The organism is Modestobacter marinus, assembly GCF_011758655.1.
GTDB lineage: Bacteria > Actinomycetota > Actinomycetes > Mycobacteriales > Geodermatophilaceae > Modestobacter > Modestobacter marinus.
In genome coordinates this window covers 441533-464355 of the sequence record NZ_JAAMPA010000001.1, presented here as the reverse complement: position 1 = coordinate 464355, position 22823 = coordinate 441533, and the positions used below count along the sequence as shown (strand labels likewise).

Annotated in this window: 22 protein-coding genes and 1 tRNA gene; 14 read left to right on the top strand and 9 right to left on the bottom strand. The window is 73.9% G+C overall.

What is annotated here, in order from left to right:
• Positions 1-33 precede the first annotated feature (33 nt).
• Positions 34-2838 (top strand): phosphoenolpyruvate carboxylase, encoded by a 2805-nt coding sequence (gene ppc, locus FB380_RS02255; RefSeq protein WP_166753660.1) that lies wholly within the window; start codon positions 34-36, stop codon positions 2836-2838.
• A 200-nt stretch (positions 2839-3038) separates the two neighbouring features.
• On the opposite strand, the gene FB380_RS02250 is transcribed toward ppc, so the two are convergent.
• Positions 3039-4169 (bottom strand): aminotransferase-like domain-containing protein, encoded by a 1131-nt coding sequence (locus FB380_RS02250; protein WP_229682059.1) that lies wholly within the window; start codon positions 4167-4169, stop codon positions 3039-3041.
• Positions 4170-4203: 34 nt separating this feature from the next.
• A complete protein-coding gene (locus FB380_RS02245; RefSeq protein ID WP_208383649.1) occupies positions 4204-5601 on the bottom strand; it encodes an FAD-dependent oxidoreductase in 1398 nt (465 codons plus the stop codon).
• Between the two features lie 82 nt (positions 5602-5683).
• On the opposite strand from FB380_RS02245, the gene FB380_RS02240 reads away from it, so the two are divergent.
• Positions 5684-5992 (top strand): putative quinol monooxygenase, encoded by a 309-nt coding sequence (locus FB380_RS02240; RefSeq protein ID WP_166753659.1) that lies wholly within the window; start codon positions 5684-5686, stop codon positions 5990-5992.
• On the opposite strand, the gene FB380_RS02235 is transcribed toward FB380_RS02240, so the two are convergent.
• The 3 genes from FB380_RS02235 to FB380_RS02225 all read right to left on the bottom strand — a co-directional run bounded on the left by FB380_RS02235 (position 5993) and on the right by FB380_RS02225 (position 8704).
• Positions 5993-6802, bottom strand: coding sequence for an Fpg/Nei family DNA glycosylase (locus FB380_RS02235; protein WP_166753658.1), 810 nt, complete (start codon positions 6800-6802; stop codon positions 5993-5995).
• 94 nt (positions 6803-6896) lie between these two features.
• A complete protein-coding gene (locus FB380_RS02230) occupies positions 6897-8264 on the bottom strand; it encodes a cryptochrome/photolyase family protein (protein WP_166753657.1) in 1368 nt (455 codons plus the stop codon).
• Positions 8265-8305: 41 nt separating this feature from the next.
• Positions 8306-8704 (bottom strand): GNAT family N-acetyltransferase, encoded by a 399-nt coding sequence (locus FB380_RS02225; RefSeq protein WP_341800153.1) that lies wholly within the window; start codon positions 8702-8704, stop codon positions 8306-8308.
• Between the two features lie 609 nt (positions 8705-9313).
• On the opposite strand from FB380_RS02225, the gene FB380_RS02220 reads away from it, so the two are divergent.
• From FB380_RS02220 to FB380_RS02205, 4 genes are all read left to right on the top strand, one after another.
• Entirely contained in the window at positions 9314-10573 is a 1260-nt protein-coding gene (locus FB380_RS02220) for a quaternary amine ABC transporter ATP-binding protein (protein WP_166753654.1), read from the top strand.
• On the top strand, positions 10566-11540 hold the full coding sequence (locus tag FB380_RS02215) for an ABC transporter permease (RefSeq protein WP_166753652.1): 975 nt from the start codon (positions 10566-10568) through the stop codon (positions 11538-11540). Before FB380_RS02220 ends, FB380_RS02215 begins: the two co-directional genes overlap by 8 nt.
• A gap of 98 nt (positions 11541-11638) precedes the next feature.
• Entirely contained in the window at positions 11639-12565 is a 927-nt protein-coding gene (locus FB380_RS02210; protein ID WP_166753651.1) for a glycine betaine ABC transporter substrate-binding protein, read from the top strand.
• 152 nt (positions 12566-12717) lie between these two features.
• Positions 12718-12793, top strand: a tRNA-Arg gene (locus tag FB380_RS02205).
• 112 nt (positions 12794-12905) lie between these two features.
• Here the strand turns inward: FB380_RS02205 and FB380_RS02200 are convergent.
• The gene (locus FB380_RS02200; protein WP_166753650.1) at positions 12906-14270 is read right to left on the bottom strand and encodes a sensor histidine kinase; all 1365 of its coding nucleotides are present in this window, start codon (positions 14268-14270) and stop codon (positions 12906-12908) included.
• Positions 14271-14275: 5 nt separating this feature from the next.
• The gene (locus tag FB380_RS02195) at positions 14276-14959 is read right to left on the bottom strand and encodes a response regulator transcription factor (RefSeq protein WP_166753649.1); all 684 of its coding nucleotides are present in this window, start codon (positions 14957-14959) and stop codon (positions 14276-14278) included.
• Between the two features lie 149 nt (positions 14960-15108).
• On the opposite strand from FB380_RS02195, the gene FB380_RS02190 reads away from it, so the two are divergent.
• A complete protein-coding gene (locus tag FB380_RS02190; RefSeq protein WP_166753648.1) occupies positions 15109-15810 on the top strand; it encodes a PepSY domain-containing protein in 702 nt (233 codons plus the stop codon).
• Between the two features lie 114 nt (positions 15811-15924).
• Here the strand turns inward: FB380_RS02190 and FB380_RS02185 are convergent, their stop codons facing one another.
• Both FB380_RS02185 and FB380_RS02180 read right to left on the bottom strand, forming a co-directional pair.
• Positions 15925-16587, bottom strand: coding sequence for a potassium channel family protein (locus tag FB380_RS02185; RefSeq protein WP_166753647.1), 663 nt, complete (start codon positions 16585-16587; stop codon positions 15925-15927).
• The gene (locus FB380_RS02180) at positions 16580-17950 is read right to left on the bottom strand and encodes a TrkH family potassium uptake protein (protein WP_208382728.1); all 1371 of its coding nucleotides are present in this window, start codon (positions 17948-17950) and stop codon (positions 16580-16582) included. The genes FB380_RS02185 and FB380_RS02180 overlap by 8 nt, the downstream gene beginning before the upstream one ends.
• A gap of 138 nt (positions 17951-18088) precedes the next feature.
• Here FB380_RS02180 and FB380_RS02175 point away from each other — a divergent pair, with 138 nt between their 5' ends.
• From FB380_RS02175 to FB380_RS02145, 7 genes are all read left to right on the top strand, one after another.
• Complete coding sequence (locus FB380_RS02175; protein ID WP_166753646.1) at positions 18089-18532, top strand: hypothetical protein; 444 nt, start codon at positions 18089-18091, stop codon at positions 18530-18532.
• A gap of 39 nt (positions 18533-18571) precedes the next feature.
• The gene (locus FB380_RS02170; RefSeq protein ID WP_166753645.1) at positions 18572-18868 is read left to right on the top strand and encodes a hypothetical protein; all 297 of its coding nucleotides are present in this window, start codon (positions 18572-18574) and stop codon (positions 18866-18868) included.
• A 48-nt stretch (positions 18869-18916) separates the two neighbouring features.
• Positions 18917-19255, top strand: coding sequence for an ArsR/SmtB family transcription factor (locus FB380_RS02165; protein WP_188959585.1), 339 nt, complete (start codon positions 18917-18919; stop codon positions 19253-19255).
• Positions 19252-19734, top strand: coding sequence for an SRPBCC family protein (locus tag FB380_RS02160; protein WP_166753644.1), 483 nt, complete (start codon positions 19252-19254; stop codon positions 19732-19734). The genes FB380_RS02165 and FB380_RS02160 overlap by 4 nt, the downstream gene beginning before the upstream one ends.
• Before the next feature lie 136 nt (positions 19735-19870).
• On the top strand, positions 19871-20914 hold the full coding sequence (locus FB380_RS02155; protein WP_166753643.1) for an ABC transporter substrate-binding protein: 1044 nt from the start codon (positions 19871-19873) through the stop codon (positions 20912-20914).
• 5 nt (positions 20915-20919) lie between these two features.
• On the top strand, positions 20920-21987 hold the full coding sequence (locus FB380_RS02150) for a FecCD family ABC transporter permease (protein WP_166753642.1): 1068 nt from the start codon (positions 20920-20922) through the stop codon (positions 21985-21987).
• A complete protein-coding gene (locus FB380_RS02145) occupies positions 21984-22799 on the top strand; it encodes an ABC transporter ATP-binding protein (protein WP_166753641.1) in 816 nt (271 codons plus the stop codon). The genes FB380_RS02150 and FB380_RS02145 overlap by 4 nt, the downstream gene beginning before the upstream one ends.
• Positions 22800-22823 lie beyond the last annotated feature (24 nt).

Genomic DNA, 22823 nt, shown 5'->3' with positions numbered 1-22823 from the left:
GGACCGTCACACGGGTTGCGGATACTCCTCCCCGTGTCCGAAGCCACCGTCGACGTTGCCGACCTGCGCACCCCGGGGGGTCCCACCGACCCGGACGACCGCACCGACGAGCCCTTGCGGGCCGACATCCGACTGCTCGGCCGGGTGCTCGGGGAGGTGATCGGCGAGCAGGCCGGCCCCGACGTCCTGGAGCTGGTCGAGGCCACCCGGGTCGAGGCCTTCCGCATCCGACGCTCCGAGGTGGGCCGCTCAGAGCTCGCCGACCGGCTGGCCCAGCTCGACCTGCGCGAGGCCAACCACGTCGTCCGGGCGTTCAGCCACTTCTCGCTGCTGGCCAACATCGCCGAGGACGTGCACCACGAGCGCCGCCGCCGGCACCACCGCCGGGAGGGCTCCCCGCCGCAGAAGGGCAGCCTCGCGGCGTCGCTGGCCCTGCTGGACGCCGCCGGCCTGGACGGCGACGTGGTGGCCCGGGAACTGGCCGGCGCGCTCGTCGTCCCGGTGGTCACCGCACACCCGACCGAGGTGCGCCGCCGCACGATCTCCCAGGTGCAGCAGCAGGTCACCGACCTGATCCGGCAGCGCGACAACGCCGGGCCGGACGGGATCGACGAGCGGGCCTGGTCGGCGCACCTGTCCCGCGAGGTGCTCACCCTCTGGCAGACGGCGCTGCTGCGGCTGTCCCGGCTGCGGCTGGCCGACGAGATCGACGAGGCGCTGCGGTACTACGACCTGTCGCTGTTCGACGTCGTCCCGGCGATCAACACCGAGCTCCGCCAGGCGCTGCGCGAGCGCTGGCCGGACGCCGGCCTGCTGGAGACCCCGATGCTGCAGCCGGGCTCCTGGATCGGCGGCGACCGGGACGGCAACCCGTTCGTCACCGCCGACGCCGTCCGCCGGGCCACCACCCGGCAGGCGGAGACGGCGCTGCGCCACCACCTCGCCGAGCTCATCTGCCTGGCCGACGAGCTGTCGATGTCCGACCGGCTGGTGACGCCCACCGACGAGCTCTACGCGCTGGCCGAGGCCTCCGGCGACGACTCCCCGTTCCGCGGCGACGAGCCGTACCGGCGGGCGCTGCGCGGGGTCTACCGGCGGCTGGCCGCGACCGCGCGGCGGGTCCTCGGCTCGGTGCCGGGGGAGGCGCCGGACGTCGAGCTGCCGCCCTACGAGCTGCCCGAGGAGCTGATCGCCGACCTCACGACGGTCGACGCCTCGCTGCGCAGCCACGGGGCCGGCGCACTGGCCGACGACCGGCTGGCCCGGCTGCGCGACGCGGTGGAGGTCTTCGGCTTCCACCTGTGCGGGCTGGACATGCGGCAGAACTCCTCCGTGCACGAGGAGGTGCTGGGCGAGCTGCTGGCCTGGGCCGGGGTGTGCGAGGACTACGCGGCGCTGGACGAGGCGGCGCGGGTCGAGCTGCTGACCGGTGAACTGCAGTTGCGCCGTCCGCTGGTGCGCCCGGGCGCCGAGCTCTCCGAGCTGGCCCGCGGCGAGCTGGACCTGCTCGTGGCCGCCGCCGAGCAGGTGGCGCTGCTCGGCCCGCGGGCGATCCCGAACTACGTGATCAGCATGTGCGAGTCGGTCAGCGACGTGCTGGAGGTCGCCGTCCTGCTCAAGGAGGTCGGGTTGCTCGACCCGGGCGCCGACGGGGGCCCCCGCTGCCCGGTGGGCATCTCCCCGCTGTTCGAGACGATCGGCGACCTGCAGGCCGGCGGCACGATCCTGGCCGCCATGCTCGACCAGCCGCTGTACCGGGCGCTGGTGGCCAACCGCGGCGACGCCCAGGAGGTGATGCTCGGGTACAGCGACAGCAACAAGGACGGCGGTTACCTGGCCGCCAACTGGGCGCTGTACCGGGCCGAGCTGGCGCTGGTCGAGGTCGCCCGGGCCAACGGCGTCCGGCTGCGGCTCTTCCACGGCCGCGGCGGCACCGTCGGCCGGGGCGGTGGCCCCAGCTACGAGGCGATCCGGGCCCAGCCGCCCGGTTCGGTCGCCGGGGCGCTGCGGATCACCGAGCAGGGCGAGGTGATCGCGGCCAAGTACGCCTCCCCGGACCTGGCCCGCCGCAACCTCGAGGCGCTGGTCGCGGCCACCCTGGAGTCGACGCTGCTGGACATCGAGGGCCTGGGTGCCGACGCCGAGGAGGTCTACGCGCTGTTCGACGACCTGGCGGCCCGGGCCCAGGGCGCCTACCGGGCGCTGGTGCACGAGACGCCCGGCTTCGTCGAGTGGTTCCGCGCCGCGACCCCGATCCGGGAGCTCGCCGAGCTGAACATCGGCAGCCGGCCGCCGTCCCGCAAGGCCGGGGACAAGATCGCCGACCTGCGGGCGATCCCGTGGGTGTTCAGCTGGTCGCAGGCCCGGATCATGCTGCCCGGCTGGTACGGCACCGGGACGGCGCTCGAGTCGTGGGTCGACGGCTCGCCGGAGCGCCTCGCCCAGCTGCAGGACCTGCACGCGCGGTGGCCGTTCTTCCGCACCGTGCTGTCCAACATGGGCATGGTGCTGGCCAAGACCGACCTGGAGCTGGCCGCCCGCTACGCCGAGCTGGTGCCCGACCCCGAGCTGCGCGACCGGGTGTTCAGCCAGATCACCGCCGAGCACGAGCGGACGGTGCGGATGCTGCTGGCGGTCACCGGCGACGCGGAGCTGCTGGCCGACAACCCGTCACTGGCCCGGTCGATCCGCAACCGGTTCCCCTACCTGGAGCCGCTGCACCACCTGCAGGTGGAGATGCTGCGCCGCCGCCGCGAGGGGGACGACGACGAGCTGGTGCGCCGCTGCATCCAGCTGTCCGTCAACGGCGTCGCCACCGCCCTCCGCAACTCCGGCTGAGGCGGAGCCGACCGACGGCGAGCACTGTGCGCTGAGAGCCCGTTCCCCGTCGGGAGTGGGCTCTCAGCGCACACTGCCCACCGCAGGCGGGGCGCCGAGCCGGCGGACGGCGAGCACTGTGCGCTGACAGCCCGTTCCCTCTCGGGAGTGGGCTCTCGCCGCACAGTGCCCACCGCGGGCGGCGGTGGCCGCCAGCGGGCTCAGCCGCGGGCGGCCTCGATGGCGGCGGCCAGGCGGCGGACGCCCTCGTCGACGTCGCCGGGCTGCACGGCCGAGTAGGCCAGCCGGAAGGAGTTCTCCCCGCCCTCCAGCAGGAAGTCGGTGCCCGGCACGATCGCCACCCCGCGGGCGGCCGCCTCGGTGGTGATCCGGGCGACGTCGTGGCCCTCGCCCTCGGGCAGGGACACCCACAGGAAGTAGCCGCCCTCGGGACGGCGGAAGGTCGCCTGCGGCAGGTGCTCGCGCAGCGCGTCGTCCAGCAGCCCGACCCGCTCGGCCAGCGCCGACTTCACCCGCTCCAGCGCGGCCGGGAACCGGTCGCCCTGCAGGTAGGCGTAGACCGTGCCCTGGGCGACCATGTTCGGCGCGATGTAGGTGTTGGTGGCCCGCACCCGGATCCGCTCGATGATCGCCGGCGGCCCGACCAGGTAGCCCACCCGGATGCCCGGGCACACCGTCTTCGAGAACGACGAGGCGTAGACGACGTGCTCGCTGGCCGCACCGCCGTCCAGCTCCAGCATCCGCGGCAACGTCTCGCCGCTGAACCGGATGTCGACGTACGGGTCGTCCTCGAACACCACGAAGTCGTGCTCCCGGGCCAGCTCCAGCAGCCGCTGCCGCTTGGCCAGCGAGAGCGTGTAGCCGGCCGGGTTCTGGAAGTTGGGGATGACGTGCGCCAGCGTCGGGCGCAGCCCGCCCTCGAGCAGCTCGGCGACCTCGTCGACGGCGATGCCGTCCTCTTCCAGCGTCACCAGGCGCACGTCGGCGCCGCGCGAGCGCAGCCCGAGCAGCGTGCGGTCGTAGGTGGGCCGCTCGGTGATCACGGCCGAGCCCTCGGTCGCCAGCTCGTCGAAGAGGAAGGCGTCGGCCTGCATCGAGCCGTTGGTCACCAGCACGTGCTCGACCGGGACGCCGTGCTTCTCGGCGATCCACTTGCGCAGCGGGACGTAGCCGACCGCCGTCCCGTAGCCGGTCATCCCGGCCGGGTCGGCGTCGAAGGCGGCGACGGCGGCCTGCTTGAGGCCCTCGACGTCGACGATGTCGGTCGACGGGGCCCCGCGGGCGAAGGAGATCATCGAGGTGGCGGGCGAGGTCTGCGCTGAGCCGGTCACGTGGACGAGTCTGCCGTACCCGGACGCCGCGGGCTCAGCCCTCCTGCGCTGCCGCGGCGGCCCGGACGGCGGCGAGCAGCGACTCCCGCTCGTGCAGCGTGGTGCGGGCCCGGCCGTGCACCGCGCCGAGGGCGATCTCCGCGGCGTCGATGGCCCGCCAGTCGGCCAGCAGGACCGGGTGCCCGCCCCGGGTCCGCAGGGTGTCGACCCAGTCGTCGTCCCCGCCCGGCCGCAGCACCCCGGACGCGACGTCGGCCAGCAGGGAGGCGACGGTCTCCCGGGCGTCGTGCTTGTTGGTGCCGACGACGCCGGTGGGCCCCCGCTTGATCCACCCGGCCACGTACTCACCCCGGCTGACCTCGCCGTCCCGGAGCACCCGGCCGGCGTCGTGCGGCACGGTGCCGCCGTCCAGCGGCAGCCCGGGCAGCGCGTGCCCGCGGTAGCCGACCGAGCGCACCACCAGGTCGGCCGGGACGACGTCGAGCTCCCCAGTGCCCACCGCCCGGCCCTCGGCGTCCACCGTCGTCCGCTCCACCTCAACCCCGATCACCCGGTCGGTGCCCAGCAGCCGCACCGGGCGGGCGTGGAAGCGCAGCCGCACGCTCACCGTGCCGGGCGCGGCCTCGTGGCCGGCGTAGTCGGCCAGCGCGGCGAGGTTGCGGGCGACGTGCCGGTCCTCGGCGGCCAGCGCCGCGTCCCCGGCGTCGGTGAGGTCGGCCGGGTCGACGAGCACGGTGGCCGCGGCGAGGTGGCCGAGCTCCCGCAGTTCCTGGGTGGTGAAGCTGGCCTGGGCCGGGCCGCGGCGGCCGAGCACGGTGATCCGCTCGACCGGGGCCGCGGCCAGGGCGTCCAGCACGTGGTGCGGCATGTCGGTGGGGTGCAGCTCGGCGGGGGAGCGGGCCAGCACGCGGGCCACGTCGAGGGCCACGTTGCCCACGCCGACGACCACGACGTCCCGGGCGCGGGCGACCAGCTCCTCGACCCGCGCCCGGTCGGCGTCGGGGTGCCCGCAGTACCAGGCGACGACGTCGGTGGCGGCGAGGCTGCCGGGCAGCTCCTCGCCGGGGATGCCCAGCGCGCGGTCACCGGCCGCGCCGTAGGTGTAGACGACGGCGTCGACGTGCCGGCGCAGCTCGTCCAGGCCCAGGTCGGTGCCGATCTCCACGTTGCCGACGAAGCGCACCCGCGCGTGGTCCAGGGTGTGGTGCAGTGTCTCGCGCAGCGCCCGCATCTTCAGGTGGTCCGGGGCGATGCCGTGCCGCACCAGGCCGAACGGGGTGGGCAGCCGGTCGATCAGGTCGACGGCGACCGGGACGTCGTCCTGCCCGGCGAGCGCGTCGGCGGCGTAGATGCCCGCCGGGCCGGCGCCCACGACGGCGACGCGCAGCGGTCGTGCGGGCACCGATGGATTGCGCACGGCTGGTTCGGCCACGCCCGCATCGTCGTCCCGATGGCGGGTACGCGCCAGGGTGAGCCCGGGCAGCCGTTGCCCGACCACCGTTGAGGAGCCCTGCGTGTCCATCACGATCGTCGCCACCATCTCGCCCAAGCCCGGCCGGGCCGACGCCGTCCGGGAGGCGTTCACCGCCGCGATCCCGAAGGTGCACGAGGAGCCCGGCTGCGAGCTCTACGCGCTGCACGAGGACGGCTACGGCTTCGTGATGATCGAGCGCTGGGCCACCCAGGACGACGTGAAGGCCCACGGCGCCGGCGAGACGTTCAACCAGCTCACCCAGAGCGTGAAGGAGGACCTGGCCGAGCCGCTCGGCGTCCGGCTGCTGCAGGCCGTGCCCGCCGGCGACGACGCCAAGGGCACCCTCTGATCAGACGGCCTGGCAGGTGGGGCACCAGAAGAGGTTGCGGCCGACCATGACCTCGGTGCGCACCTCGGTGCCGCAGATCCGGCAGGGCAGCCCGGCGCGCCGGTAGACGTAGTGCGCGTCCTCGCGGAGCGCCGGGCCCCGCCGGCGCTCCCGGTCGGCGCGCTCGGTGGTGACGATCCGGCCGGCCTTGACCCCGTCCTTCATCAGGGTCGCCAGATCGGCCCACAACCGGCCCCAGAGCGCGGCGTCGACGTCCCGGCCCAGCCGGAAGGGGCTCAGCCGCTGCCGGAACAGCACCTCGGCCCGGTAGACGTTCCCGACGCCGGCGAGCACGGCCTGGTCCATCAGCAGCTGGCCGATGGTGGTCCGGCTGCGGGAGATGCGGGCGAAGGCCTTCGCCGGGTCCGACCGCCGGCGCAGCGGGTCCGGGCCCAGCCGGTCGAGGATCAGCTGCACCTCGCCGTCGGTGATCAGGTCACAGGCGGTGGCGCCGCGCAGGTCGGTCCAGACGCCCTCGCCGTCCTCGCCCGGCCCCTCCCAGCGCATCCGCAGGGCACCGCGGGGCTCGGGCGGCAGGCCGGTGCCGGAGGTGAACTTCCCGTACAGGCCCAGGTGCACGTGGACGACGTCCGGGCCGAAGAAGGCGAACAGGTGCTTGCCGTAGGAGGTCACCTCGTCGAGCACCCGGCCGTTGAGCAGCTCGGCCTGAGCGGCGAAGCGGCCCTGCGGGCTGGTCACGTGCACCTCACGACCGGCGAACGCGGCCTGCTGCTCGCGGGCCAGTCGGAACAGGGTGTGGCCCTCAGGCACCGGCGATCACGCCGTCCAGCTTCACCCGCGCCGGCCACCTCCGCCACGACGGGCGCCGTGACCCAGCCGACACCCGGTGTCGCGACGCCGGTCCTCAGCGGGCGCGGACGGCGGCGTAGCGGTCCAGGGACACCTGGCGCTCGTGGGCGTGGTCGACGATCGGCTCGGGGTAGCCGGCCGGGACGCCGCCGGGTGCGGTCCACGGCTCGTGCACGTACTTGGCGTCCAGGTCGCGCAGCTCGGGCACCCAGCGCTTCACGTAGCTGCCGTCCGGGTCGAACTTCTTGCCCTGGGTGATCGGGTTGAACACCCGGTAGTACGGCGAGGCGTCGGTGCCGGTACCGGCGACCCACTGCCAGCCGTGGTTGTTGCTGGCCAGGTCGCCGTCGACCAGATGCTGCATGAAGTACCGGGCGCCCAGCGTCCACTCCTGGTGCAGGTCCTTGACCAGGAAGGAGGCGACGATCATCCGCACCCGGTTGTGCACGTAGGCCTCGCCGAGCAGCTGCCGCATCCCGGCGTCGACGATCGGGAAGCCGGTGCGGCCGGTCTCCCAGGCGCGCACCAGCTGCTCGGCGTCCGGCCCGGAGTCGTAGCCCATGCCCTGCAGCTCGGGCTTGAGGTACTCGCGGGCGGAGTCGGGCCGGTGCCACAGCACGTCGGCGTAGAAGTCGCGCCAGGCGAGCTCGTCGGTGTAGCGGCGCACCGACTCCGAGCCCTGCTCGGCGGCCAGGTCGGCGAGCAGCGTGCGCGGGTGGATGCAGCCGTACTTGAGGTACGCCGACAACCGGCTGGTCCCGTTCGTCCCCGGGGTGTTGCGGCCCTCGTCGTAGCCGAGCAGGCGCTCGTCGCGGAACCGGTGCCAGGCCTCCAGGGCCGCCGCCTCACCGGCCGGGGGCAGCTGGACGTCGCCCAGGTCCGGGGGCGGTGGGCGGTCATCGGAACGGACGTCGCCCTGCCAGGGGACCGGGTCGGGGCGGACGGCGGGGGAGTGCCAGCCGTGCTCGCGCCAGGCGCGGGCGAACGGGGTGAACACCTGGAACGGCGTGCCGTCGCGTTTGACCACCCGCCCGGGGGCGACCGCGTACGGCGAGCCGGTGCGCACCAGCGGGACGTCGCCCAGCGCCCGCTCCACCGCCTGGTCGCGCCGCCGTCCGTACGGGCCGGCGTCGGCGGTGACGTGCACGCTCACCGCGTCCAGCTCGGCGACCAGCTGGGGCAGGACGGCGGCCGGGTCGCCGGTGCGGGTGACGAGGGCACCGCCGGTCGAGGCGTCGAGCTCGGCGAGGCAGTCGAGCAGGAACCGCCGCCGTGGCTCGCCCGACGGGCCGTAGAGCCGGTCGTCGAAGACGAAGACGGGGACGACGCTGCCCCCGGGCCCGGCGGCGTCGACGGCGGCGAGCAGGGCCGGGTGGTCGCTGAGCCGCAGGTCGCGGCGGAACCAGAGCAACGCGGTGGGCACCGGCCGAGCCTAGGAAGACGCCGCCGGCGCCGCTGGGTGGATCAGCTGTGGGCGGGTGCCAGGCCGAACGTGGGCCGGTCGGCGTCGGCGACGAGGTCCAGCTGCTCGGGGTGGTCGACCAGGTACTTGCGGATGAACGAGCAGTAGGGGAGCACGTGCAGGCCACGTTCGCGCGCGGCGGTGAGGACGGTGGCCACCAGCTGGGTGCCCAGGCCCCGACCGCCCATCGTCGGGTCGATCTCGGTGTGCGGCAGGGTCATCACGCCCTCGTGGACGTGATAGCTGGCCAGGCCGACGACTCGCTCGCCGTCCCGGATCTCGAAGCGGCCCCGCTCGGGGACGTCGACGACCGTGATCTCCATCTGTGCTCTCCACCTCCCGCGCCACCGGCGCCGTTGCCGGGGCTCGTACGTGCTGACACAAGGTAACGGTTGCGACACGGTGCCGCCCGCATCTCCCTCACGCGTCGGCGGGCCCGGAGGTTCCCCGGCCCGCCCGCGCCGCAGGTGCCGGTGCGGCTGTCGCGCCGCGATCCGTGGTGGTGGACATCGCGCCCCTCTCGTTCCACATGGAGATCGCGTGACGATTCCATGACGACTCGGCAACACATTCCCTGGCCGTTCTGTGAGCGCGCGTCAGATGCATACCCGCAGCTCAGGTCGTCGACACCTGGGAGTCTCGCCAATCCGCATTGGCCGGCTGAATGCCCATCGTGTTCTTCGACACCCCGGGCGCGTCACGACCGGATAACGGAATTCCCGGATCGGCTGAGAATGGCATTAGCGCTCTGCATTCCCTGTTAGGTTCATGTTCCGAGAGGGGACGGGCCGTGCCCGCCCCACCCCGGCTCGCTGACCGGCGCACCGCGATGTGCGTGCCGACGCCCTGGCGTCATGGCCGGCGAGCCGCACCCGCGCCCCGTGGCGTCCGCCTCAGGGGCGGTGCGCCCAACGGCGCGACACGGCAGGTGATGCGCGCTCCCCGGAGCGGTGCCTCCCCGCCCGTCGTGCCGCCCGGCCGGGGTCCTGTCCGCCGACGAGAGGTTGCCCGTGCCCGCAGTACATGCCGAGGGGTTGTTCAAGGTCTTCGGCCGGCGCACCGCTGAGGCGGTCGACCGGCTCCGGGACGGCGCCTCCGTCGCCGAGGTGCGGGAGCACGGCGCGACCCCGGCCGTCATCGACGTCAGCTTCACCGTCGAGCCGGGCGAGATCTTCGTGGTCATGGGGTTGTCCGGCTCGGGCAAGTCGACGCTGCTGCGGATGCTCAACGGGCTGCTGGAGGTCACCGCCGGGACCGTGCGGGTGGCCGAGGCCGAGCTGACCGCGCTGGACGACACGGCGCTGCGCCGGCTCCGGCAGGAGCAGATGAGCATGGTGTTCCAGCACTTCGCGCTCTTCCCGCACCGCAGCGTGCTGGACAACGCGGCCTACGCCCTCGAGGTGCGCGGCGTCGACCGCGCCACCCGCCGGGCCAGGGCGCAGGAGGCCCTCGCACTCGTCGGCCTGGACCAGTGGGCCGACCAGAAGCCCGGGCAGCTCTCCGGCGGCATGAAGCAGCGCGTCGGCCTGGCCCGCGCGCTCGCCGCCGACACCGACCTGCTGCTCATGGACGAGGCGTTCAGCGCGCTCGATCCGTTGATCCGCCGCGAGATGCAGGACCAGCTGCTGGAGCTGCAGGCCTCGCTGGGCAAGACGATCGTCTTCATCACCCACGACCTGAACGAGGCCATGCGCCTCGGTGACCGGATCGCGATCATGCGCGACGGCCGGGTGGTGCAGATCGGCACGCCGGACCGGATCCTCGACACCCCGGCCGACGACTACGTCCGGCAGTTCCTCGCCGACGTCGACCGTGGGCGGGTGTTCACCGCCCGGCACGTGATGGTCGAGGCGCCCACCCTGGTCTCCCCGTCGGCTGCGCCCGCGCACGTGCTCCAGGCGATGCAGGAGCACCGCTCCGGTTCCGTGCTCGTCGGGGACGGCGACGGCCGGGTGGCCGGGGTCGCCACCGAGGACGCCGTCCGGGCCGCCGTCACGTCCGGGTCGCCGTCGCTGGCCGGGCTGGCCCTCCTGCCCCCGGTCGACGTCCGGGCGACCACGACGCTGAGCGACCTGCTCGCCCCCGCCGCCCAGGACGAGGTGCCGGTGACCGTCGTGGACGACGACGGTCGGCTGCTGGGGGTGGTGCCCCGCGGCGCGGTCCTGGCCGCGCTGGGCGGCATCCCGCGCCCCACGCCGTCCGCTGCGCCCGCACCGGCCGAGCCGGTGGGCGCCACCGCCGTGGCGACGAAGGAGACCATCCGTGGCTGAGACCGTGTTCCGGGCCGCCGAGGACGCCGCCCTGCCGCAGATCCCGGTGGGGGACTGGGTCGACACCGGCTTCGACTGGGTGACCGAGAACTTCGACCCCGTGCTCGAGGCGATCAGCACGGTGAGCGAGGCCGGTGTGGACGGCCTGACGGAGGGCCTGCTGGTGCTGCCGCCGGTCGTCTTCGCCGTGCTGCTCGCCGTGCTCGGCGGGGTGGTTCGCTCGGTGCGGTTCGGCGTCGCGTCGCTGCTCGGCCTGCTGCTGCTGATCAGCATGCGCATGTGGGAGCCGGCCATGGAGACGCTGGCGCTGATCCTGGTGGCCACGCTGATCGCCGTCGCGATCGGCATCCCCGTCGGTATCGCCGCCGCCAAGAGCGACCGGGTCAGCGCCGTCGTCCGGCCGGTGCTGGACTTCATGCAGACCATGCCGGCGCTGGTCTACCTGATCCCCGCCGTGGTGTTCTTCGGGATCGGCGTCGTGCCGGGCGTCGTGATGACGATCATCTTCGCGCTGCCGCCGGGGGTGCGGCTGACCGAGCTGGGCATCCGGCAGGTCGACCCGGAGCTGGTGGAGGCCGGCCACGCCTTCGGCAGCCCGCCCGGCCGGATCCTGCGCGGCATCCAGCTGCCCCTGGCGCTCCCGACGATCATGGCCGGGATCAACCAGGTGATCATGCTGGCGCTGTCCATGGCCGTGATCGCGGGCTTCGTCGGCGCCGGCGGGCTGGGTGGCCTGGTGGTCACCAGCATCTCCCGGCTCGACCTCGGACTGGGGGTGGAGGCCGGCCTCGCGGTCGTCGTCCTCGCCATCTACCTGGACCGGCTGACCTCGGCCTTCGGCCAGCGACGCGGGCCTCGCCGCTTCCCGTCCCTCCTCAGCCGTGGCAGCACGGCCACCGGGGGAGCCCCCGCCCCGGGGCGGCCCGCCGCGAGCGACCAGGACGCACTGTCCGGACCAGCCCGGTAGCCGACCGGCGCGGCCCTCCCGGGCCGTCGCCGCGGGACCGGAGCCCAACGGTGCGCGGGGCAGTCGACCGCCACCAGATGCAGGAGAGGAACGACCGCATGAACAAGCACCTGACCACCCGAGGCGCACGCCTGGCCGCCGGCCTCGCCGCCGTCGCACTCACCGCCACCGCCTGCGGTGGGGACGCCGAGGAGGCCGCCACCGCCGCCGGCGGGACGTCGGCCGGCGGCGACTGCGAGAGCGTCAACCTGGGCTTCATCCCGTCCTGGACCGACGGCCTGAGCATGGCCCACCTCTGGGACAACGTCCTCACCGAGCAGGGCATCGAGGTCGAGATGACCGAGATCGCCGACGCCGCGCCGCTCTACGCCGGCCTGGCCGGCGGGGACGTCGACGTCTACCCCTCGGCGTGGTCGGAGGTCACGCACGCGGCCTACATGGAGGAGTACGGCGACCAGATCGAGGACCTCGGTGCCTGGTACGAGGGCGCCAAGCTGACCTTCGCCGTCCCGGAGTACACCGACATCGAGTCGATCGCCGACCTGGCCGGCAACGCGGAGATGTTCGACGGCCGGATCGTCGGGATCGAGCCCGGCGCGGGCCTCACCGCGACCACCAAGGACAGCGTCATGCCGGCCTACGGGCTGGAGGAGGACTACACGCTGGTCGAGTCCTCCACCACCGCGATGCTGGCCGAGCTGCAGGCGGCGACCGACGCCAACGAGGACATCGTCGTCACCCTCTGGCGTCCGTTCTGGGCCAACAGCGAGTTCCCGGTCAAGGACCTCGCCGACCCCGAGGGCGCGCTGGGTGACTCCGAGGCGCTGCACACGCTGGCGCGTGAGGGCTTCGCCGCCGACTGCGCCGACGTGGCCTCGATGATGGAGGCCGCGACCCTCACCGACGAGCAGTACGGCTCGCTGGAGAACCTGGTCGTCAACGAGTACGGCGAGGGCCGGTACGACGAGGCCGTCGACGCCTGGCTCGAGGAGAACCCGGACTTCATGGAGTCCCTGCAGGCCTGATCGGTGCACACCGGCGCTCGCTGAGTGAACGGAGCACACACCCGAGGGGCCCGACGGCACGTGCCGTCGGGCCCCTCGGCCGTCCGATACCCTCTCGACGGCAACCGGGCCCGCGCGCAGCGGCCCGGTGGTGGTGCAACCGCACCGCCACGGCCCCCGTAGCTCAGGGGATAGAGCATCGGTTTCCTAAACCGTGTGCCGCAGGTTCGAATCCTGCCGGGGGCACCAGCAGTACCGCAGGTCGGACCTCCGCCGAGTGTCTTCGTCGGACCCGGCTGCGGGTGACGGTGGCTCATGACTCCGGCCGGGCGGTCATCGCCTGCCGCTCCGCCGCCCGGGCTCATCCGCCCAGCGTGAGCTCGACGCGGAGGCCGCCCTCGGTGCGGTTGTCGGCGCTGACGCTGCCGGAGTGCGCGGTGGCGACGGCGGAGACGATGGCGAGTCCGAGTCCGGCTCCGCCGGGTTCGTGCCGTGCGTCATCGACGCGGGTGAAGCGGTCGAAGAGCGTGTCGAGCCGTTCGGGCGGAACGCCGGGGCCGGTGTCGCTCACGGCGATGACCGCTCCGGCCTCGCCGACCGGGCGGACCCCGACGGTGATGAGACCACCGTCGGGGGTGTGCCGCAGCGCGTTGTCGACCAGGTTGGTCAGGGCCCGTTCCAGGCCGGAGGAGTCGCACCGGACGACCGCCACCCCGGTGGACTCCAGCCGCACGCCACGCCGGCCCGCCAGGGTGGCGAACCGGGCCAGGACGACGCCGACCAGCTCATCGAGGTCGACCGGACGGCGGTCCTCGAGGTCACCGGAGTCCGCCCGCGCGAGCACGAGCAGGTCGTCGACGAGCCCGGACAGGCGGGTGGCTTCTGCCAGGGCCGTGTCGAGTGCCGCACGGACGGACGGGTCGTCCGCCCGATCGCGGACCAGCTCGACCTCGGCCCGGAGGATGGCCAGCGGGGTGCGGAGTTCGTGGCTGGCGTCGGCGGTGAAGGCACGTTCGCGGCAGATGGCCGCGTCGAGGCGGGCGAGCATCCCGTTCAGCGTGCGGGCGAGTCGGCCGATCTCGTCGAGGCGGGCAGGAGCCGACAGCCGGCGGGACAGGTCCGACCCGCCGATGACCTCCGCCTCGCCGGTCATCCGGCGGAGCGGCGCCAGACCGCGCCGGGCGATGAGGAACCCCAGCAGGCCGGCCACGGCCACCCCGAACAGCGCCACCGGGCCGTAGACGGCGAGCAGGGCGCGCTGCGCGTCCTGGACCTCGTCGAGCTCCGCGGCGAGGACCGCGACGAGGCCGTCGTCGCCGTAGGGCACGGCCAGCACGCGCAGCGGATCGTCCTCGTCCGCGCTCTCGGGGACCGTCCGCAGCACGACGTCGCCGTTCCGGGCCCGATCGAGGTCGGCCGGTCCGAGGAGGGGTCCAGCGGCATCGACGTCGTCGCTCGCTGCGACCAGCTGCCCGCTCCCGTCCACGAGCTGGACGAGGCGGTCACTGAGCTCCAGCTGGTCGACGTCGTCCTCCTCCTCCGGGAACCCGTCCTCGGCGAGGCGAGGCGGCAGGGACCCGGCGAGGTCGGCGAGCTGCTGATCGATGCCCGAGCGGAGTCCGGCACCGAGCTGCAGGTACACCACGAGGCCGACGAGGGCCAGCAGCGCGGTCAGCGATGCGGCCGACAGGAGCGCGAGTCGTGCACTGATCGGCAGCCGGGGCACCGGCCTCAACGACCCGGATCCGCACAGGCCAGCCGATAGCCGGCGCCTCGGACGGTGCGCAACAGGTCGACGTCGAACCGCCGGTCGATCTTGTCGCGCAGGTACTTCACGTAGACGTCGACGACGTTGGAGGCACCGTCGTAGTCGAGGCCCCACACGTGCTCCACGAGCACCGCTCGCGACAGGACCCGCTCCGGGTTGCGCAGCAGGAACTCCAGCAGCGCGAGCTCGCGCGCGGACAGCTCGACGGGCTCGCCGCGGCACTCGACCATGCGGGTCGCCGGGTCCAGCGACAGCGGCCCGCACCGCAACACCGCGGGCCGCGGCGACCCGCCACGCCGCAGCAGGGCCCGGAGACGACCGAGCAGCTCGGTGAAGGCGAACGGCTTGACCAGGTAGTCGTCCGCCCCGTGGTCGAGCCCTCGGACCCGGTCGGTGATCGAGTCCCGGGCGGTGAGCATGATCACCGGCGTCCAGACCCCCCGGTCCCGCAACGTCCGGCAGACCTCCACGCCGTCCATGCCCGGCAGCATCACGTCGAGCACGATCGCGTCGTACGTCCGCGACGCGGCGTGGGACACCGCGGCGACCCCGTCGCCGACGGCGTCGACGGCATAGCCCGCCTCGGTCAGCCCCCGCTGGAGGACGTCGCGCATCTTGTCGTGGTCCTCGACGACCAGCACGCGCATGCACCGAGCCTCGCACGACCCGGTGGGACGACGGTGAGACGACGGTGAGACGGGCTGCCACTTCCAGCTCATCGTCCTCTCACCGACGGCCGGGAGCGTGGAGGAGGAGAGACCAGCACCCGGCCGGTCCCGTAGGAGAGGAACACCCGATGCGCCTTCGCAAGCGAGCCACCGTCATCACCGCCGCGACCGCCCTGGCGCTCGCCGCCGCCGGCGGTGTCGCACTCGCCACCACGGGCGGCGACGACGAGCTGGGTCTGCCCGGCACGATCCCCGTGGAGGAGTCGGCCCTGCCCGAGGACGACGCGGCGGAGCAGGAGGCCCTGGCCGAGCTGGCCTCCGTCGACGAGGACGCCGCGGGCGTCGCGGCGGTCGAGGCGGTCGGCAGCGGGGAGGTCGCCGGGAGCGAGCTGGAGGAGGAGGACGGGTTCGTCGTCTGGGAGGTCGCCGTCCGCGCCGACGACGGGTCGGTCCACGAGGTCACCGTCGACGCCGGGGACGCGAGCGTCCTGGGCACCGAGCGTGACGACGACGATGACGAGGACGAACTGCGCCAGGCGGGCACGGTCACCGTGGACGAGTCCACCCTCCCCGCGGACGACGCAGCCGAGCAGACGGCGCTGGCCGAGCTGGCCTCCGTCGACGAGGACGCCGCGGCCACCGCGGCGGTCGAGGCGGTCGATGGCGGAGAGGTGGCGTGGAGCCACCTGGAGGAGGAGAACGGGTCCGTCGTCTGGGAGGTGGGGGTCCGCGCGGCCGACGGTTCCTTCCACGAGGTCACCGTGGACGCCGGCGATGGCAGCGTGCTGGGGACCGACCGGGACGACGACGCTGACGGGGACGACGACTGACCCGCGCAGGCCGGCGGGGTCAGGCAGCAGGCGCGGACCTGCTCCGATCGGGACCACGGACCACGTGCCGGAGGCCCGGGTCCTGCCGGGGGCACCTCCGCGCGTGGCCGGTGGTCACTGCAGCTCGACGAAGCGCTCCACCTCGGCCGGCCGCCCGGCGATGACGATCTCGGCGCCGTAGGTGAGCACGGTGTCGTAGTCGGCGTGCGTGTAGCTCGACGAGTTCTCCGGCTTCACCGACACCACCGTGACGTGGTGCTTCTTGCGCAGGCCGGTCTGGCCGAGCGGGACGCCGACGATCTCCCTCGGCGGCTTGGTCTTGGCGAACACCCACTGCGGGTCCAGCTCCACCCAGTCCAGCAGCCGGCCGGCGACCAGGTGGGCGATCCGCTCGCCCATCTCCTGCTCGGGGAAGACGACGTGATGGGCGCCGATGCGGCTGAGGATGGTCGCCTGCTGCCGGGTCACGGCCTTGGCCCAGATGTCGCGGATGCCGAGCTCGGACAGCAGCGCCGTGGCGAGGATGCTGGCCTCGAGGTGGCCGCCGATGGCCACGACGACGCGGCTGAAGTCGGCGATGCCGATCTCGCCCAGCGCGTCGGCGTCGGTGGCGTCGGCGATGACGACCTGCCCCAGCTGCCCGGACAGCCGCTGGACGATGTCGGGCCGGTTGTCCACGGCGAGCACCTCGGTGCCACCGCGGGCCAGTTCCAGGGCGAGCGCGGTGCCGAACCGCCCCAGGCCGAGCACGGCGACGGGGTCCTTGTGGCTAGCCAACGATGGTCCTCTCCTCGGGGAGCTGGTGCCGGCGGGCGCGGTCGCGGAGCGCCAGCCCCGAGGCCAGGGTGAGCGGCCCGATCCGGCCGATGTACATGAGCAGCACGATCAGCACCTGCCCGGCAGGCGGGAGGTCGGCGGTGATGCCCGCGGACAGGCCGACGGTGGAGAACGCGGAGACGACCTCGAAGAGCACCAGGTCGAAGCCGAAGTCGGTGAGCGCCTCCAGGACGAAGGTGGAGACGGCGATCACGCCGATGCCGAGCAGTGCGACCGCCAGCGCCTGGCGCTGGTTCGTCGCCGGCACCCGGCGGCGGCCGACCTCGACGTCGGGGTCACCGCGCATCTCCGCCCACAGGACGTAGGCCAGCAGCCCGAACGTGGTCACCTTGATCCCGCCGGCCGTGCCGGCGCTGCCGCCACCGATGAACATGAGCGCATCGGTGAGCAGCAGCGTCTCGGGCTGGTAGGCGGCGATGTCGAGGTTGTTGAACCCTGCGGTACGCGGCATCACCGCCGCGGTGAACGCGGCCAGCAGCTTGGCGCCGGCGCCCAGCGGGCCGAGGGTGCCGGGGTTGCCGGCCTCGGCGAGCAGGAACACGAGCGTCCCGCCGACGAGCAGTACGGCGGTGACGATGACGGTGATCCGGGTGAGCACCGACCAGCTCTTCGGCGTCCGCCACTCGCGGGCCAGCTCGAAGACCACCGGGAACCCCAGACCACCGAGGATGACGGCGGCGCAGATCGTCAGGCTGATCCACGGGTCGGCCACGTAGGGGATGAGGTTCTGCGGGTCCAGCCCGAAGCCCGCGTTGTTGAACGCCGAGATGGCGTGGAAGACCCCGTGGTAGGCCGCCGACGGCAGCGACTGGTCGTAGCCGACCGCGAACCGGATCCCGAGGACGACGGCGACCACCGCCTCGACCGCGAGGCTGAAGAGCACCACCCGGCGGACGACCCGGCGGACGTCCGCGGCGGAGAGCGCCTTGGTCTCCGCCTGGGCGATGAGCCGGGCGCGCAGCCCCAGCCGGCGGGAGAGCACCAGGGCGAGCAGGGTGGCCAGCGTCATGATCCCGAGGCCGCCGGCCTGGATGAGCAGCAGGATCACCGCCTGGCCGAAGCCCGACCAGTAGGTGCCGGTGTCGACGGTCACCAGCCCGGTCACGCACACCGCGGACGTGGCGTGGAACAGCGCGGTGAGCAGGTCGGCGCGCCCGGGGCCGGCGACGGCGATCGGCAGGGACAGCAGCGCGGTCCCGACCGCGACGGCCACGGCAAAGGCGCCGGCGATGACCCGCCCCGGGTGGTGGAACCCGCGGGTCGGCGTCGGCCGGCCGGCCGGGCTGCGGATGCCCTGCGTCACCGCGGGCCCCTCCGGTGGGGACGGCGGCGGGCGGGCACTGCGACACCGTGCCACACCTGTCCGGCGCCCCGGCCCCGGACGGGCGAGCCACGCCACGCCGGTCGCGTCACTCGCCGGCGTCCGGGCGACACTGGGGACATGACCGCTGCTGATGCCGGGCCGCGGGCCGACCAGAGCCCCCGGCCCCTGACCGACGACGCGCGCGAGCTCCTCGGCGCCCTCCTCGCCCACGAGTTCCTCGGCGTCGCCGAGCTGCGGGCCCAGGTCGCGCGGGCGACCTCGACGCCGGGTTGCCGCTGCGGGTGCGGGACGCTGGACCTGCAGGTGCCCGACGACGTCCCGGCCGCACCGGCCAGCGGTCCGGCGCCGGTCGAGGGCACCGTCGTCGGTGCCGACGGGTCGCCGGTGGGCGGGGTGCTGCTGTTCGTCGAGGAGGGTCGGCTCAGCCGGCTGGACGTCACCTCCCACGGCGACCCGCTGCCGCTGCCCTCTCCCGATCAGGTCACCTGGGGCCCCACCCGGTGGGCGGGCGAGGACACGGTGCGGCGGCCCGCCCGGTTCCGGCGCGGCCGGTCGGACTGAGGCCGCGTCACGACCGGCTCCGGCGGGTAGGAGCGGCGCGTGCGAGGGCGCAGCGCGGCGGTCGCAGCCGCCGACCAGTGGACCGACCCCGACGACGGCATCCGCTACCCCGCCGGCGAGGTGCACGCCTGGCTGCAGGGGCAGAACGAGACCGTCTGCGGGCTGTCCCTGAGCAGGTCGCGGCTGGCCCGGTTCCCGCACGTGGGCTGGGCCGACGTGCTCCCGGAGTCCGGCCGGCACGCGGAGGGCGTCCAGGCCGTCTGCCGTCGCTGCCGCGCGGCCCAGGGCGGCCGCCGGGACGAGCGCGGCTGGACGCGGACCGATCCCCGCCCCTGAGCGGCTGCAGGGCTTGACCGGTCGAAGCGTAAGTCGTAGCTTACGTTCGTGGCTGCTCACCAAGAGCGCGACGGCTGGGAGGCCCTGGGTGACCCCACCCGGCGCGCCATCGTCGCCTCGCTGGCCGAGCGACCACAGGCCGTGGGGGAGCTCGCCGACGCGCTGCCGATCAGCCGTCCGGCGGTCTCCCAGCACCTGAAGGTCCTCAAGGACGCCGGACTCGTCATCGACCGGGCCGCCGGCACTCGCCGGGTCTACCGGCTCAGCCCCGAGGGACTCGGTGCGCTGCGGGACCAGCTCGACGCGTTCTGGCGCCGCGCGCTGGAGGGCTACCAGGGCTCGGTCGAACAGGAGCCCGATGGACACCCGACGCTGGAGGACCCATGACCGAGACAGCCGCCCGGGTGGTCCGCAGGCAGATCGTCGTGCAGGCGCCGATCGACCGGGCCTTCGCGACGTTCACCGAGCGGTTCGGTGACTTCAAGCCACCGGAGCACAACCTGCTCGGTGTGCCGATCGCCGAGACCGTGTTCGACCCGGTGGTCGGCGGCCACATCACCGACCGGGGCGTCGACGGCAGTGAGTGCCGCTGGGCGCGTGTCCTGGCCTTCGACCCGCCCGACCGGGTCGTCTTCAGCTGGGACATCAGTCCGCAGTGGCAGGTGGAGACAGATCCGGAGCGCACCAGTGAGGTGGAGATCCGGTTCCTCGCCGAGGGGCCGGAGCGCACCCGGGTCGAGCTGGAGCACCGCCGGCTCGACCGGCACGGCGACGGCTGGGAGGCCGTCCGCGACGGGGTCGCCGACGACGCCGGCTGGCCGCTGTACCTGGCCTGGTACGCCGACCTGGTGTCGCGGGGCAGCTGACGAGCCGGTTCCCGGTCGCCGAGGGGCTACAGGTAACTTAGGCCAGCCTCAGTACGCCTCCGGTGTGTGTGCGGCCGCCTGACGGCACGTCGGACCACGGCCGCGCACCCGGATCCACCGACAGGGACCTCCCCGCATGCGCACGTCCTCCGGCCGGGCCGGCCTCACCGCCGTCGCCGCCGTCCTCGCCCTCACCGCCTGTGGTGCCTCCGAGCCGGTGCCGGTGGCCGAGGCGGTCAGCGGCGGCGAGAACGCCACCGACTACCCGCTCGTGGTGGAGAACTGCGGGGAGTCGGTGACCATCGAGGCCGCGCCGCAGCGGGTCGTCTCCCTCGACCAGGGCTCCACGGAGATCCTCCTCGCGCTCGGCCTCGGCGACCGCCTGGTGGGCACCGCCTCCTGGACCGACCCGGTCCTGCCCGAGCTGGAGGAGGCGAACGCCTCGGTGCCCCGGCTGGCCGACAACGCGCCCAGCTACGAGGTGCTCCTCGGTGCCGACCCCGACTTCGTCACCGCCTCCTTCGGCCGGCACTTCCGGGAGGGCGGTGTGGTGCAGCGACCCCGGTTGGCCGAGAGCGGGATCGACTCGTACCTCTCGCCGACCGACTGCGAGGGTCCGCTGGTCATCAACGGCGGGGGCACCCGGACGACGCCCCTGGAGATCGACTCGCTCTACCAGGAGATCCGGGAGCTGGCGGAGGTCTTCGACGTGTCCGCCCGTGGTGAGGAGCTGGTCGCGGAGCTGCAGCAGCGGGCCGACGCGGCGACCGACCGGATCGAGGCCAGCGACCGCACGATGGCCTTCTGGTTCGCCGACACGAAGAGCCCCTACGTGGCCGGTGGCCTGGGCTCGGCCAACCTGCTCGCCACCACCGTGGGTGCGGAGAACGTCTTCGCCGACCTGGACGACGACTGGCCCGCGGTCGGCTGGGAGACGGTGGTCGAGCGGGACCCGGACGTGCTGGTCCTCGGCGACCTGCAGCGCGACCGGTTCCCCGGGGACCGGCTGGCGGACAAGGAGGAGTTCCTGGCCACCGACCCGCTGACCAGCACGATGGGCGCCGTCCAGGACGAGGCCTACATCGCGCTGCACGGGGCCGAGATGAACCCCTCCATCCGCTTCGTCGACGCGCTGGAGAAGCTGGCCGACGGCCTGGACCAGATCGAGCAGGCACCCTGACCGCCGTGACGTCGCCCGTCACCGACGGGACCGGCCCCGGGGGTGCACGCACCACCCGGAGCCCGCTCCGGGTGGTGCTGCTGCTCGCCGTCGGCATCATCGCGGTCGCGCTGTCGGTGGGGGTGGCGATCACGCTCGGGCCGGCGGACGTCTCGCTGGTCAACGTGCGGGACGTGCTGCTCAACCACCTCGGGCTGGCGGACGTCCCGGTGCGCGTAGTGAAGGACGCGATCGTCTGGGAGGAGCGGCTGCCCCGCGCGCTCACCGCGGCGGCGGCCGGTGCCGGCCTGGGCATCTGCGGTGCGGTGATGCAGTCGCTGCTGCGCAACCCGCTGGCCGACCCGTTCCTGCTGGGGATCTCCTCCGGCGCCTCGACCGGCGCGGTGGTGATCGGCGTCCTGGGCGTCGGTGGTTCCGTGCTCGGGCTGTCCGGCGGGGCGTTCGTCGGCGCGCTGGTGGCGTTCGTGCTCGTCATGCTGCTGGCCCGGCTGGCCGGCGGCGGCACCGACCGGGTGATCCTGGCCGGCGTGGCGAGCACCCAGCTGTTCTCCGCGCTGACCTCCTTCCTCATCTTCGCCTTCGCCGACGCCGACGAGACCCGCGGTGTGCTGTTCTGGCTGCTGGGCTCGCTCGAGGGCGTCCGCTGGGACGACGTGGCCCTGTGCGGCGTCGTCGTGCTGGTGGGCATCGCGCTGTGCCTGGCCCACGCCCACGCCCTGGACGCCTTCTCCTTCGGTGACGAGATCGCCGCGTCGCTGGGCATCGCCGTGACCCGGGTGCGGTGGGGGCTGCTCGTGCTCACCGCGCTGATCACCGCGACGCTGGTGAGCGTCACCGGCGCCATCGGCTTCGTCGGCCTCGTGCTCCCGCACGCCGCGCGGTTCCTGTTCGGACCCCGGCACGCCGGGCTGATCCCGGCCACGGCGCTGATCGGCGCCGTCTTCATGGTGTGGGTCGACGCCGTCTCCCGGGTGGCCTTCCAGCCCACGCCGCTGCCGGTCGGGGTCGGGACGGCGCTGGTGGGCGTGCCGGCCTTCGTGCTGATCCTGGTGCGGAAGAGGCGGGCGCTGTGACCCTGCAGGCCGACCGGGTGGTGTGGCACCGCGGCGGGGCGCTCGTCGTCGACGAGGTGACCCTGAGTCCCGCGCCGGGGACGACGATCGGCCTCCTGGGGCCGAACGGCTCGGGGAAGTCCTCGCTGCTGCGGCTGCTCAGCGGCACGGCCAGGCCCGACTCCGGGGTGGTCACGCTCGACGGTGCCGAGCTCAGCTCCCTGGCCCGCCGGGACATCGCCCGCGCCGTGGCCGTGGTGAGCCAGCACGCCGACACTGACGTCGACATCCGGGTGCGGGACGTCGTGCGCCTGGGGCGGATCCCGCACCGTGGTGCCTTCGGCAGCGCCTCGGCGACCCGCGACGAGACGGCCGTCGCCGAGGCGCTCCGGCACACCGGGCTCACCGCGAAGGCCGACCAGCACTGGCACACCCTCTCCGGAGGTGAGCGCCAGCGCGCGCACATCGCCCGGGCGCTCGCCCAGGAGCCGCGCGAGCTGCTGCTGGACGAGCCGACCAACCACCTCGACATCCGGCACCAGCTGGAGCTGCTGTCGCTGGTCTCCCGGCTGCCGGTCACCAGCGTCATCGCCCTCCACGACCTGAACCTCGCGGCGACCTTCTGCGACGAGGTGATCGTCCTCGAACGCGGCCGGGCGGTGGCCGGGGGCCCGCCGCGGGAGGTGCTCACCGCGGAGCTCATCGCCCGGGTCTACGGAGTCCGGGCGCAGGTCGGCGTGACCGGGCGCGGGCGGCTCACCGTGCTGTTCGAGCCGGGCCGGCTGGAGGAGTCGGACGAGCTCACCCCGGACGGTGCGCCGCCCGTCTGGTGACCCACCGTGCTGCCCCGCGGAGGG